Origin of the sequence: Spiroplasma endosymbiont of Ammophila pubescens (assembly GCF_964020965.1) — a bacterium.
GTDB lineage: Bacteria > Bacillota_I > Bacilli_A > Mycoplasmatales > Mycoplasmataceae > Spiroplasma.
Window position 1 is genome coordinate 725,912 of record NZ_OZ026611.1, and the last position, 14,025, is coordinate 739,936.

Annotated in this window: 11 protein-coding genes, 3 rRNA genes and 1 pseudogene; 13 read left to right on the forward strand and 2 right to left on the reverse strand. The window is 32.8% G+C overall.

The window, feature by feature from the left end:
* The first annotated feature begins 36 nt into the window (after positions 1-36).
* A complete protein-coding gene (locus ABNT63_RS04580; protein ID WP_348736830.1) occupies positions 37-615 on the forward strand; it encodes a DxFTY motif-containing membrane protein in 579 nt (192 codons plus the stop codon).
* Here ABNT63_RS04580 and ABNT63_RS04585 read toward each other — a convergent pair.
* On the reverse strand, positions 612-1,415 hold the full coding sequence (locus tag ABNT63_RS04585; RefSeq protein WP_348736832.1) for a phosphotransferase: 804 nt from the start codon (positions 1,413-1,415) through the stop codon (positions 612-614). The genes ABNT63_RS04580 and ABNT63_RS04585 overlap by 4 nt on opposite strands.
* A 125-nt stretch (positions 1,416-1,540) precedes the next feature.
* On the opposite strand from ABNT63_RS04585, the pseudogene ABNT63_RS04590 reads away from it, so the two are divergent.
* The 11 genes and pseudogenes from ABNT63_RS04590 to ABNT63_RS04640 all read left to right on the forward strand — a co-directional run.
* Positions 1,541-1,996 (forward strand): annotated as a pseudogene (locus tag ABNT63_RS04590) (non-canonical purine NTP pyrophosphatase); the annotation flags it as partial.
* Between the two features lie 48 nt (positions 1,997-2,044).
* Positions 2,045-2,593: a tRNA (cytidine(34)-2'-O)-methyltransferase gene (locus ABNT63_RS04595; RefSeq protein WP_348737155.1), complete on the forward strand. Its 549-nt coding sequence runs from the start codon at positions 2,045-2,047 to the stop codon at positions 2,591-2,593.
* A gap of 106 nt (positions 2,594-2,699) precedes the next feature.
* On the forward strand, positions 2,700-3,023 hold the full coding sequence (locus ABNT63_RS04600; RefSeq protein WP_004572346.1) for a single-stranded DNA-binding protein: 324 nt from the start codon (positions 2,700-2,702) through the stop codon (positions 3,021-3,023).
* A gap of 458 nt (positions 3,024-3,481) precedes the next feature.
* A 16S ribosomal RNA gene (locus ABNT63_RS04605) occupies positions 3,482-4,999 on the forward strand.
* 273 nt (positions 5,000-5,272) lie between these two features.
* Positions 5,273-8,183, forward strand: a 23S ribosomal RNA gene (locus ABNT63_RS04610).
* A gap of 72 nt (positions 8,184-8,255) precedes the next feature.
* A 5S ribosomal RNA gene (gene rrf, locus ABNT63_RS04615) occupies positions 8,256-8,362 on the forward strand.
* The 16S, 23S and 5S rRNA genes sit together here, the layout of an rRNA operon.
* A 404-nt stretch (positions 8,363-8,766) precedes the next feature.
* Positions 8,767-8,925, forward strand: a complete 159-nt coding sequence (locus tag ABNT63_RS04620; protein ID WP_348736833.1) for a hypothetical protein — start codon at positions 8,767-8,769, stop codon at positions 8,923-8,925.
* 416 nt (positions 8,926-9,341) lie between these two features.
* The gene (locus ABNT63_RS04625; RefSeq protein ID WP_348736835.1) at positions 9,342-9,782 is read left to right on the forward strand and encodes a hypothetical protein; all 441 of its coding nucleotides are present in this window, start codon (positions 9,342-9,344) and stop codon (positions 9,780-9,782) included.
* Between the two features lie 60 nt (positions 9,783-9,842).
* Positions 9,843-10,829, forward strand: coding sequence for a hypothetical protein (locus ABNT63_RS04630; RefSeq protein WP_348736837.1), 987 nt, complete (start codon positions 9,843-9,845; stop codon positions 10,827-10,829).
* A 166-nt stretch (positions 10,830-10,995) separates the two neighbouring features.
* A complete protein-coding gene (locus tag ABNT63_RS04635; protein ID WP_348736839.1) occupies positions 10,996-11,247 on the forward strand; it encodes a hypothetical protein in 252 nt (83 codons plus the stop codon).
* A gap of 471 nt (positions 11,248-11,718) precedes the next feature.
* Positions 11,719-12,300 carry a hypothetical protein gene (locus ABNT63_RS04640; RefSeq protein ID WP_348736841.1) on the forward strand — a complete coding sequence of 194 codons (582 nt, stop codon included), beginning with the start codon at positions 11,719-11,721 and terminating at the stop codon, positions 12,298-12,300.
* 24 nt (positions 12,301-12,324) lie between these two features.
* Here the strand turns inward: ABNT63_RS04640 and ABNT63_RS04645 are convergent, their stop codons facing one another.
* Positions 12,325-13,146, reverse strand: coding sequence for a GNAT family N-acetyltransferase (locus ABNT63_RS04645; RefSeq protein ID WP_348736843.1), 822 nt, complete (start codon positions 13,144-13,146; stop codon positions 12,325-12,327).
* Between the two features lie 176 nt (positions 13,147-13,322).
* Here ABNT63_RS04645 and ABNT63_RS04650 point away from each other — a divergent pair, with 176 nt between their 5' ends.
* Complete coding sequence (locus ABNT63_RS04650; RefSeq protein WP_348736845.1) at positions 13,323-13,796, forward strand: hypothetical protein; 474 nt, start codon at positions 13,323-13,325, stop codon at positions 13,794-13,796.
* Positions 13,797-14,025 lie beyond the last annotated feature (229 nt).

Genomic DNA, 14,025 nt, shown 5'->3' on the forward strand with positions numbered 1-14,025 from the left:
AAAAGGCAAGGGGCAAAAGAGGAGTTAGTGATTGTTATGAAAGTCATTAAAAATGATAATAAAAAAGAGTCTACTAGTAATTGAGAACATTTACCACCAGAAATGCAACATGATTTAGAATTTCATGCTTCACGCACAGCATTTTGAAAAAGTCTTCTATTTTTAATCATTGAAGCTGTAGGACCATTTTTATTATTGTTTTTTTTAATTTCGCCTGACTTAAGTTTTGCCTACCATTATGATGTTGGCATTGGAATTGGTTTTGGTTTAACAATGGTTTTTAGTGTTTTTTTATTAACTTGTTTAGGGTTTTATTTTCATTTTCATCAAGCTGACCAGTTTACCTATACTATTGCATTATCTTGAATGTTATATGGAATTTATTTAACTGGATATTGATGAGGATGAGATAAGATTTTATATCGTTGCTTAGTATCATTTCTTTTTCTCTTAATTGCTATTTTTGTTGGTACATTTATGACCGTATGAATGCGTAATCTTCGTGGATATTTTCAAATAAAAAAAAGTAAGAAACAATTAGAGTCACCAGTTATTAATAAAAAAGAAAACAATAATTCACCAGTTGATTCATCAGTAACAAAGAAAGAACCTTAATTATTTTTTTGTAAATTAGTTAATTTTAAATTAATAATTGTTAAGAAAATCTTTTGTTTTGTCTGTTCATACATGTAATTAGCTCAGTAAATTCATAGAATGTTTTGGTAATACATTCATGCTACTACTTTTTCTTGTTGTTGTGATGTTAAATTAAAAAGATTAAATCAATAAGTTCGTTCAGCTTTTGTTGTTAATGTTTCGGAAGCAAATGAAGCAATATCAAAAAATTTATCATTTAGCATAGCATATTCAAAATCAATTAAATAAAGCTTTTGGTTTAAAAAAACTAAATTACCATGATTTAAGTCATTATGGCATAAAACAAGTTCTGTTGGTTGCAATTTTAAATAATCAAGTTTCTCTTCATATGGAGCTAAATTTACCAATTGTTTACAAATTGCTGTTTTTAATGTTATTAAAAATTGCTTAGGATTAAATGTTTTAATTTGATTATTTGGATTAATTTTAGTTTCTCATAATTGTTTAATTATTGTAGCAACTTGGTTTAAGACTTGGTTTGTAAGTTTAACCGCACTAAGTGATTGTAAAGTTGGGTAGTATGGTGTAACCAAAAAGAAATGATCACCATCATAGCCATAATCTACAATTGGTAATGTTAAATCGGCATTTTTAATTTGTTCTAAAACAAAAATTTCATTTTGATGATCAATGAATAAATTAGTAAAAGGATTACTATAACGGATAAAAAGATTATCAATACTTTGATAATTTTGGTTAGTAATACCTAAATTTAATTTTGCTTTAATTTGGTATTTCATCATATTTCTGACTTCCATTCTGTCTGTTATATATTATTAATTTTATTATACAATATATATAGTTAAGAAAAGCGGGGAAATAAAAAATGAATGAAATTTGAATTGCTACTAGTAATAAGAACAAAGTACGAGAATTTAAAGAAATGTTTGAAGGTATTAATATAATTATTAAATCATTGTTAGATTTAATAGTACCTGTGCCTGAAATTCCTGAAACAGGAACAACCTTTAAAGAAAATGCATTTTTAAAAGCTGATTATTTAAGCAAAATGTTAAATAAGCCAGTATTAGCGGATGATTCTGGATTAGAAATTATTGGTTTAGGAAATTTTCCTGGTGTTAATACTCGCCGTTGAGCAGAACCAATTACGGATAATAATATTATTAATAATTTATTAATTGAAAAATGTCGTTTACTAGAAGAACGTTATGCACAAGCAGTTTGTGTTTTATGTTATATTAATCCAAGTACAAACGAAACAAGGTATTTTCGAGGAATAACAAAAGGTCTTATTACTGAAAAACCAGTTGGTAATAATGTTTTTGGTTATGATGCAATTTTTTTCTTACCAGAAATTGGTCAAACTTATGCTGAATTAACTGTAGAAGAGAAAAATAAGTATTCGCATCGTTCAAAGGCTTTTCAAATGTTTAAAAAATGATGACTAGGAGGAAAAGATGAAGACAACAAAAAAATTAACATTATTTTATTTGAACCAGAAATTGCACAAAATGTTGGAGCCATTATGCGAACTTGTGTTGCAATTAATGCTAAGTTACATTTAATTGAACCATTTGGATTTATTTTTGATGAACGATTTATTGCTCGCAGTAGTGTAAATTATGTTGAGTTTGCTGATTATGAAACATATAATGATTGAAATCATTTTTCACAATTAAATTCAAATCTTAAATTATATTGTGCAACTCGTTATGCACAACAACCACATAGTGCAATTGATTTTACAAAGGAAGAAAAAGTTTTTATTTTATTTGGACGTGAATCAACTGGTATTCCAACAACAATTTTGAAAGAACATTTATCACGAACTTTTCGTATTCCAATGTCAGAAAAAGTTCGTAGTTTAAATGTTGCTAATACAGTTGGGATTGTTGGTTATGAAATTATGCGGCAATGAGATTATCCTGGTTTATCAAAAGTTGAAATTCAAAAAGGGGTTGATTTTTTAAAATAAAAATAACAATGCTTTTTGTGAATTTTTTTCTTACTTTTGAAAAAAGTTTTTTATAATTTTTTTAGTATTGAGTTATATTGATTGTTTTTAGAAAGGATGATAAAGAATGAATCAAGTAATATTGGTTGGGCAAGTAGAAGGAACTTATGAAATTATTTATGATAAAAAAGAAGCAGAACGAAAACTAATGAAATTTTTGCTAAAGATTCAGCGCCCTTTTAAAAATAAAGATGGTAACTATGATAGTGATTTAGTTAATGTTAAAGTATGAACAAATAATATCGATGATTTAGATATTAGTTTACGTGATAAAGCAATTATTGCTGTTAAAGGGCGAATTCAATCATTTCGTTCCAATAATTTTGATGAAGAAAATTATTATAACGATATAATTGCTGACCGTGTTACGTATTTAAGCAGTTTTAACTAACATTACTTAATATTATTAACTTAATACCAATTAGCCATTTCTTTTGAAATGGCTTTTTATATAAATAAATTAAAATTTAATAGCAAGGAAAACAATAATTTTAAGAAAAAGATGTTAAAATAATGTCTTTTTAAGTAATTATTTTTTTATAAAAAAAATTAATATTTTTGCTAAAAACACTTGCAAAAAAATGAGGATTTTATATACTTATAAAGGTGTCAGTTGGTAGTAATTTATTACTTAATTGTAAATAAAATACTTACTTACATTATCAAAAACAATACTAAAAATATGAAAAAAAGAGTCAAAAGTTATTGACAATAAACGCATAATTTTGTATAATTTAAGAGGTGTTTTGCTGACACAAGAACGATCTTTGAAAACTAAACATAACAACAAAAGATAATCATTTAATCAATGAATATCCGTCATTAAAGCTAGGAACAAAAACGATATTTTTTAATGAGAGTTTGATCCTGGCTCAGGATGAACGCTGGCGGCATGCCTAATACATGCAAGTCGAACGGGGTGCTTGCACCCAGTGGCGAACGGGTGAGTAACACGTATCTAATCTACCCATTAGCGGGGGATAACAGTTGGAAACGACTGCTAATACCGCATACGACATTTTCTGGCATCAGAGAATGTTAAAAGGTCCGTTTGGATCACTAATGGATGAGGATGCGGCGTATTAGTTAGTTGGTGGGGTAATGGCCTACCAAGACAATGATACGTAGCCGAACTGAGAGGTTGATCGGCCACATCGGGACTGAGACACGGCCCGAACTCCTACGGGAGGCAGCAGTAGGGAATTTTTCACAATGGGCGAAAGCCTGATGGAGCAATGCCGCGTGACTGAAGACGGTCTTCGGATTGTAAAGGTCTGTTGTAAGGGAAGAACAGTAAGTATAGGAAATGATACTTATTTGACGGTACCTTACCAGAAAGCCACGGCTAACTATGTGCCAGCAGCCGCGGTAATACATAGGTGGCAAGCGTTATCCGGATTTATTGGGCGTAAAGCGTGCGCAGACGGTTTAACAAGTTTGGGGTCAAATCCTGGAGCTCAACTCCAGTTCGCCTTGAAAACTGTTAAGCTAGAGTGTAGGAGAGGTCGACGGAATTCCATGTGTAGCGGTGAAATGCGTAGATATATGGAGGAACACCAGTGGCGAAGGCGGTCGACTGGCTTATCACTGACGTTTAGGCACGAAAGCGTAGGGAGCAAATAGGATTAGATACCCTAGTAGTCTACGCCGTAAACGATGAGTACTAAGTGTCGGACTAAGTTCGGTGCTGCAGCTAACGCATTAAGTACTCCGCCTGAGTAGTATGCTCGCAAGAGTGAAACTCAAAGGAATTGACGGGGACCCGCACAAGCGGTGGAGCATGTGGTTTAATTCGAAGCAACGCGAAGAACCTTACCAAGGCTTGACATCCAGTGCAAAGCTGTAGAAATACAGTGAAGGTTAACATTGAGACAGGTGGTGCATGGTTGTCGTCAGCTCGTGCCGTGAGGTGTTTGGTTAAGTCCAGTAACGAGCGCAACCCCTGCCGTTAGTTACTCCATTAATGAGATACTCTAACGGGACTGCTAGTGTAAGCTAGAGGAAGGTGGGGATGACGTCAAATCAGCATGCCCCTTATGTCTTGGGCTACACACGTGCTACAATGGTCGGTACAAACAGTTGCGATCTCGTAAGAGGGAGCTAATCTGAAAAAGCCGATCTCAGTTCGGATTGAGGGCTGCAACTCGCCCTCATGAAGCCGGAATCGCTAGTAATCGCGAATCAGCAATGTCGCGGTGAATACGTTCTCGGGTCTTGTACACACCGCCCGTCACACCATGAGAGTTGATAATACCAGAAGTCGGTATTCTAACCGCAAGGAGGAAGCCGCCCAAGGTAGGATTGATGATTAGGGTGAAGTCGTAACAAGGTATCCGTACGAGAACGTGCGGATGGATCACCTCCTTTCTATGGAGTTAATACTTTATAGTAATTAACTAGTTTTAATAACCGTTATGTTTAGTTTTCAGAGATTAGTTTCTCTGACAATAACAAGTAAATGTTATTGGAATTGTTCTTTGAAAACTGGATAATAGACATCTAGTTATTTTAATCAAGTGATTAAAATAACAATAATTCAAAATTTCTGTTATTTTTAAAAAATAACTAAAATTTCACAGTTATATTTGTAAATGATTCTTAAAAAACTGATTTAAAATCAGGTCAAATAATTTATAAAACTTTGAAGTTACAAAGGGCGTATGGTGAATGCCTTGGGAATAGGAGACGATGAAGGACGTGACTACCTGCGATAAGGTTCGGGGAGCTGGAAGTAAGCTTTGATCCGGACATGTCCGAATGGGGAAACCCGGTGAGATTAATCTCTCATCATCCTATAATGAATAAATAGTTATAGTGAAGGTATACCTAGGGAATTGAAACATCTTAGTACCTAGAGGAAAAGAAAGCGAAAGCGATTCTCTTAGTAGCGGCGAGCGAACGGGGAACAGCCCAAACCAGATTTATCTGGGGTTGTAGGACCATAATAGTAGAGTTACAAAACTTGTTTATAGTAGAAATGGTTGGGAAACCATACCACAGAGGGTGATAGCCCCGTATACGAAATAAACAAGACTCGAAATGGTATCCTGAGTACGGCGAGACACGTGAAATCTTGTCGGAATCAACGCGGACCACCGCGTAAGGCTAAATACTACCTATTCACCGATAGTGAACCAGTACCGTGAGGGAAAGGTGAAAAGCACCCCGGGAGGGGAGTGAAAGAGTACCTGAAACCATATGCCTACAAGAAGTCGGAGCCCGTTAATGGGTGACGGCGTGCCTTTTGTAGAATGAGCCGGCGAGTTATGATAGCATGCAAGGTTAAGTAGAAAATACGGAGCCGTAGTGAAAGCGAGCCTTAATAGGGCGTTTAGTATGTTGTCATAAACCCGAAACCAGGTGATCTAGCCATGAGCAGGTTGAAGTTGAGGTAAAACTTAATGGAGGACCGAACCGACGTTCGTTGAAAAGACCGCGGATGACTTGTGGCTAGGGGTGAAATTCCAATCGAACCTGGAGATAGCTGGTTCTCCCCGATATAGCTTTAGGGCTAGCGTCGAGGTTAGCAAGTTGGAGGTAGAGCACTAAATGTATGATGGCCCCACCTAGGGGTACTGAATGCAATTAAACTCCGAATGCCAATTTTGTATACTCGGCAGTCAGTACATGGGTGATAAGGTTCATGCACGTAAGGGAAACAGCCCAGATCATCAGCTAAGGTCCCAAAATTTATGCTAAGTGTGTAAGGATGTGAAGTCGCTTAGACAGCTAGAAGGTTGGCTTAGAAGCAGCCACCCTTTAAAGAGTGCGTAACAGCTCACTAGTCGAGTAACTTTGCGCCGAAAATGTACCGGGGCTAAGCATAATACCGAAGCTATGGGTTTTGTATTTATATACAGGGCGGTAGGGGAGCGTTCTAACAGGGATGAAGGTAGACCGTGAGGACTGCTGGACTGGTTAGAAGTGAGAATGCCGGCATGAGTAACGTTTGAGGGTGAGAATCCCTCATGCCGTTTGACCAAGGTTTCCTGGGCAAGGTTCGTCCACCCAGGGTTAGTCAGGACCTAAGGCGAGGCCGAAAGGCGTAGTCGATGGACAACAGGTTGATATTCCTGTACCACCATATAGAGCGATGGAGTGAAGGAGAAGGATAGTATATCCCGGTTATTGGATTCCGGGCTAAGCACAAAGAGGGTAAGGTTGGCAAATCCGCCTTGCATAACCTTGAAATGTGATGGGGAGCGAACGGTTCGCCTAGTAGCGAAGTATATGACTCCATGCTTCCAAGAAAAGCTTCTAGTACTATTTATATGGTGCCTGTACCTAGAACGAACACACGTGGTCAAGGAGAGAATCCTAAGGCAAGCGAGATAACTGTAGCTAAGGAACTCTGCAAAATAACCCCGTAAGTTAGCGAGAAGGGGTGCTCATATTACTATGAGCCGCAGTGAAGAGGAAGGGGCAACTGTTTAGCAAAAACACAGCTCTCTGCAAAGTCGTAAGACGACGTATAGGGGGTGACGCCTGCCCAGTGCTGGAAGGTTAAGGGGATTAGTTAGCATTAGCGAAGCTTTGAACCGAAGCCCCAGTGAACGGCGGCCGTAACTATAACGGTCCTAAGGTAGCGAAATTCCTTGTCAGGTAAGTTCTGACCCGCACGAAAGGCGTAATGATCCCTTCGCTGTCTCGGCTGCAGACTCGGTGAAATTTTAGTACCTGTGAAGATGCAGGTTACCCGCAACTAGACGGAAAGACCCCATGGAGCTTTACTATAGCTTGATATTGGGTTTTGATATAGCATGTATAGGATAGGTGGGAGACTTTGAAGCAGTAACGCTAGTTGTTGTGGAGTCATCCTTGGAATACCACCCTTGTTATGTCGGAATCCTAACCTAGATCTGTAAGCCAGATCAGAGACAGTGTCAGGTGGGTAGTTTGACTGGGGCGGTCGCCTCCTAAAATGTAACGGAGGCGCCCAAAGGTACCCTTAGTATGGTCGGAAATCATACATATAGCGCAAAGGTAGAAGGGTGCTTGACTGTGAGACTTACAAGTCGAACAGGAGCGAAAGCTGGGCTTAGTGATCCGGCGGTCCCGTGTGGAAGGGCCGTCGCTCAACGGATAAAAGTTACCCTGGGGATAACAGGCTGATCTCCCCCAAGAGTTCACATCGACGGGGAGGTTTGGCACCTCGATGTCGGCTCATCGCATCCTGGAGCTGAAGTTGGTTCCAAGGGTTGGGCTGTTCGCCCATTAAAGCGGTACGCGAGCTGGGTTCAGAACGTCGTGAGACAGTTTGGTCCCTATCTGTTGTGGGCGTAGGAAATTTGAAGAGATCTGTCCCTAGTACGAGAGGACCGGGATGGACACACCTCTGGTGCTCCAGTTGTCACGCCAGTGGCACAGCTGGGTAGCTATGTGTGGAAATGATAATCGCTGAAGGCATCTAAGCGAGAAGCATACTTTAAGATGAGATTTCCCATCCTTTATGGAGTAAGACCCCTTGAAGACGACAAGGTTGATAGGTTGGATGTGTAAGCACGGCGACGTGTTCAGCTAACCAATACTAATAGGTCGAGGACTTCAAAAAAGCGAGAGCTTATTTACAAATTTTAGACAGTTTATTATCTAGTTTTGAGCGGATAATTTCCCTCAGATATAATCTGGTGCTTATGGCATAGTGGACACACCCGTTCCCATCCCGAACACGGAAGTTAAGCACTATTACGCCGACGATAGCCGCAAGGTGAAAATAGGGCAATGCCAGGTTGAAAAAAGGTTTTGATCTTTTTTTTAAAAATATTTTTACTTTCTTAGTATTTTACAAATATGTTATAATGAAAAACATCTCACACCCACTATAAATTATTAAGAAAGGAAAACAACATATATGAAAAAAATTTTAAATATCTTAAGTACAGTAACTTTAGTTAGTGCAGGAACAGTAGCGCTGTTGCTTGTAAAGATAATGATTTTATAAATAAAGTTAATGATATTTCATTAGCCCAAGATTTAATTGATAATTCAGGAAATAGTGTGGCTATTATGCGATTAATAATTCTAATCAAGATAATATTATTTCAGCCATTAAAAATTATCCTGTATTTACTGATTTTTATGAAATATATGGTAATGATATAAAACAAGTTATTGATTCAGAGATAAAGTTTACTGTGGCTGATTTTAAAATTGGTAAAATTTTCAAAGTGGATAAAAGAATAATTGCAAGTAATAAAGATTTACAAGATAAAGGAATCTTTTTTGTTGAAGTTAATGGAGTAAATCAATTAGCAGGAACAGTTTTTTTGAAATTGAAATTATCTAATTTTTAAGTGAGTATTCTTTCCAATGATTTATTGTATATTCGTGAATTTAATCTAAAAAAAAATAATATTAATTTAAAATTAATATTATTTTTTTTAAAATAATTTATAATTTACATTAATTAACCATAAATTTTTTATTCCTTTCTAATTAAAATTTGTTTTAATAATATTTTTATATAAAATATTTTACAATGTAAACTGTAATATGAAGTGTGACAAATCAACTCCTTTCTGAGTTGATTTTTTAATGGAAATAAAACATTATTTTATAGTTTATATAATAAAAAAAGAGTATACTATAAATAGTTAATAAATGTTAAAGTAAATAATAATTTATAATAATTTATAATAATTCTAGTATCAATTTTAACATTTGTTAACTAATATTTCTGGTATAGAACCAGATTTAAGGAGAAGTTTTTATGAAAAAATGATTATCAATGTTAGATTCAATTGGATTATTTACTTCAACAATTTCACCTATTGTAAGTTGTGTTACAAATGAAAATGTTGATAAGCAAATACGTCTTGACATTTTTAGGAATTATGTAAAAACAAATAGTGAATCTAATAATTCACTTAAACAAGCGAAATCATCAGACCAACCATTTAAATGATACGCACCAAAAAACACAGAAGATGGTAGTTTAAATGTTTGAGCAAATGACCCTTGTACAATTTTGTATGATGATGAAGGAATATACTACAGTTGAATTTTATTTAGAAACGAAAAAGATTTTCCAGCCGAATGAGTTGAAATGACATCACCTGATATGAATTCTTGAACTCAAACTGAAATACGTATTAAACGAGGAAGAGAATTTTCTCAAACATCTTATATACCTTCTGCTTTAGGAGGCTAAGTTTGGCGAGATGATGAAGGAGAGTTCTTTGATGAAGGAGATATCGTATTTGTAATTTCAATGCAACCATATAAGTTAATGGATGATAGTGAAATAACAGGAGACAGTGGAATTGCATATTTTGTTTCGCGTGGTTTGAGGCAACCAATTTATAAAACTGGTGTTCTAGCACCAGAAAAGCCAGCAGGTATAAACGATTGAAAAGATACTTTCATATATCAAACAGATGATGGCTTACATTTTGCAATCTCAGCAGGTAATCGTGTTGAATTTTGAAAAATTAACAGTTTTGAAACAAATGATATTGAAAAAATAGATGAGTTATATGTTCGTGGTCTTGGCGTTGAAGTGCCAAATGTTATTAGATTTGGTGAAAATAAATGATACATATCTTGTTCGGTTCAAGATCCTCCTGATCCTACAAAGGGGCCCTTTCAATCAAGCTATTGATATTTTTGTAAATTAGTTGATGGCAAATTTGAAGTTTATTCTCAAGGTCAACATGAGTATGGATCTGAGGGTTATGCACAAAGAGTTTCAGATCCTTATCAAACCATAATTACCCAAAAGGCCTATGTAAGAGCAATGCCGGGTAATTGAAATTACAATACCGATATTTGAGCTTGAAAAGGTGGATGTTATGGTACTGATGAATTATCACTTTCAGAATACTGGGTTGGATTAACACCTAATGATCCATTCACAGATTATTACGATAATGGGACAGCAGTCTATATATTGAAAGGTAAGAATTTGACTAAAGGTTATAAGTTAAGTTTTAATAATGGAGATATTACTTTTTACTTAGAAGCAGATAAGTTTTTTTGGAATAATCAAATTGATATTGAATTGAAAAAGTGAACAGAACAAGGAGGACAAACAGATGTAGAGGATGTTATTTGTATGATTTGAAATAAAACAACATTAACAGTTTATAATAATACTAAAGGTTGAAATGCACATTTCATGTTACCAGAAAAAATAACTCACACTCTAAATAAAGGTGCTAAGTCTCTAGCACTTGATGATGATGTAAAAAAGAATTAGACTAATCTATATTTAAAATAAATATTTGATATTTATGTTATATTATTAGATATATAAAAATATATTAAAAAAGAGCAATAGAATTGAACATCTAAAATAAAATTTACAGAAAAAAGAGACAAATATTTTTTGTTATATAATTTTATTGAAAGGATGTTCTTTTCTTATGGCAAAACAATGAAACAAAAATGAAAAACTAGAAATTTTAACATTTGCTGAGTTAAATGGCATTAAACTAACAGTTCAAAAATATAACATAGCCAAATCTATTATACATAGATGACGTGTAGATGCACAAAACAATTTTGATAACCTAGAATGATGTCATGGATCTCAAAGTAAACAAAAGACAAAAAAAGAATTAATATTTCAGCAATTGACTCAAATGATGCCAAAAAAATGTCACGTTTTGAATTAGAAGAGATTGCTAAATTATATTTTGCATTAAAATTTTGTCAGACCTAGAGTTAAACAAAGAAAAACTCTATTCGAACAACGAATGGAGTTTCAAAATAAAAATGTCTCTTTTTTTTGTTAATTTTAATTGACATTGTCAAATTGCTCTTTTTCTTTTTAGCATTCGTTAAGTTTACACTTCTAATGGAATAAATAAAATTAAATGTGAAAATTGTAATAAAAAAGCAAATTCCATTTAAGAAAAAAATCTTTTTCTTTTTGTCCTAACTGTCTAAATAATATTGCTGAAAATTATATAAATTATGTAAATAAGTTATATAAAAATTTATAGAATTTATAAAAGATTAAATAAATATAATAATATTTTATGTTATTACTTAATTAATAGATTTGTTGCACTTGTATTTACAATTTACATTCTTTTAATACAAGATATAATATTAATTAATAAAAAAGAAAGGAATTTTTAAAAATGAAAAAATTTTTAGTTTTCTTAGGGATAAATTCATTTTTCCCTAATATCACATGTGGTATAACTGGAATTACCGAATATAACAACTTAAAACAAAATAGTAGTTTAGTGAACAATTCAACAATGAGAATACAAACAAAGCAGCCAGTTATTGCATTTCAAAATGAAATAAAAGTTTATCAAATTACAACTGATGTACTACCAAATGAAGAAAAATTTGATATTATTATTAAAACTAAACCTAACTTATGAAAAGAAATTAAAAATTTATGAGAAACTGCTAATAATAGTAGCTTTACCAACGAAAATGATAAAAAGAATAAATTTATCCATGATGTAAAAACTAAACTATTGGATTCTATGACGATTGATTCATCAATTGAAACAGAGTCATTTCTTTTGATGTTAGTTAATCAAATTTGAAGTGGTTGAGATTTAATTAATGATTTTTGAGTTGAATATTTTCAAGAAAACTACCGTATGTTTATGCATTTTACATTAAAATATGAACCAACAAATATTGAACGATATAGCAATATTGAAGTTAAACTTTGTTCAATATATTCAGATCATAAATCATAAATAGGATAACAAAAAAATGCATTATTATTTTGAATAATGCATTGTGTAAACATTAAAATATAGTTGTTGTGATTCAAATCCCAGTTTCTTATATAAAGGTAAACCATCTGGTGTTGCAACTAAACCAGCATAGTTGTAATTTGCTTTTTTTGCTTTGTTTAATAAATGAATTAACATTTCCTTAGCATAACCTTGTTTTTGATGTTCAGGATGAGTAGCAATGTCGTCAATAATTGCTAATTCTGACTCAAAATATAAGTTTCCTGTTGAAACAGGGACTTGATTTTTCATTAAAGTTGTAAAATAACTAATTTTTTGTTCTTGATTTAATTCTCAAATTGATTGATATTTTGCTAAATCAATTAATGATAAATCAAAGGCTTTTTTAATGATTTCAACAACATTAAGAACATTTGTTTCTGTTGTTACTTCTTGAAATTGCTCATTATCACTTGCCCGATTAGCAATGTTAAAAGTTGTTAAGTCAATTAGCATTCCAATGGCTGTTTCAAAATGTTGAAGATCAGTTTTTTCAAAAAATTTTTTTTCAAATTGATTATTATCATTGGTAATAGTACATCAAGTAAAAAGTGTTTTAGTTTGATGATATTGTTCAATAATTTCACTAGCTTTTGCAAATTGTTCAGCTGTTATGAGATGTGAACTAATAACAACATTTAAATTACTTTTTGAATTACGTGAATCAATATGATGAAAGAAATTCTTATAATCACTTTCAATTAGATGTTTACCATTGTCATGTTTAGGGTCAACCATATAATGAATAAAGTTTGCAACTAATTGATCTAATTTTTTATTGTTAAATGTTAGCATGATATTACTCATTTTTACCACTTTTTAATTTTACCATTTTTTTGCCTTTGAATCAAAATATATGGAATACACAAAAGGAATATTTTAAATTTTTTATTTTTTTTGATATAATGACAATAGTCTATGTAGAAATATCAATAAATATTCTTATATAGGAAACGAAACATAAAAAGATGAGGAGTTTATTTATGGTAATAAAAAAGAAAATTGTTATGCAAGAAGAATTACCAGTAGTTGATTTAATAAATCAAATTATTGAGGAAGGAAAAGAGTTAACTACTAAAACTGATATAAAAGCAGCAAAAGAAAAACTAATGCATGAAGAATGAATTAAAAAAAATAATGAAGCATGTGCTATTGCAGCAAAAAAATGAGAAGAAAAAATTAAATTAGCAAAGGAAAAAGAACTTAAAGCAGCATCAAAACTTAAAGATGTTGATAAGATTGAACAAGAAAAAATTGCTTTATTAGAACAAAAACGGAAAGAAGAAATTGCTAAAAATAATGCTTTATATGAAGAACGTGCTAAAAAACAAGCTCGTTTGACAAATATTTCACGTGTTAAAAAAGCAATGCGTGAGCGAAAAATGATTTTATCAAAAGAATCATGAGAAAAAGAGTCACAAAAATGACAAAAATTATTAGATCAAGTTTCACGTTAATTAAATAACTTGCACTGATGTTTATCAGTGTTTTTTTAATTTAAAATAAAATTGTTAAGTCACTTAATTTAGTTTTAAATAAAAATAAAATTATCTTAAACTTGGCAAATAAAAAATTAAAAATTCATGTCAAAATTCTCATGCTTTGGTTTTTAATGTATCATTTGTTAAAAATCAGTATGAAAATCCTTCGGCAAAAAATTCAAAATAACTTTTAAAAGAATATTCG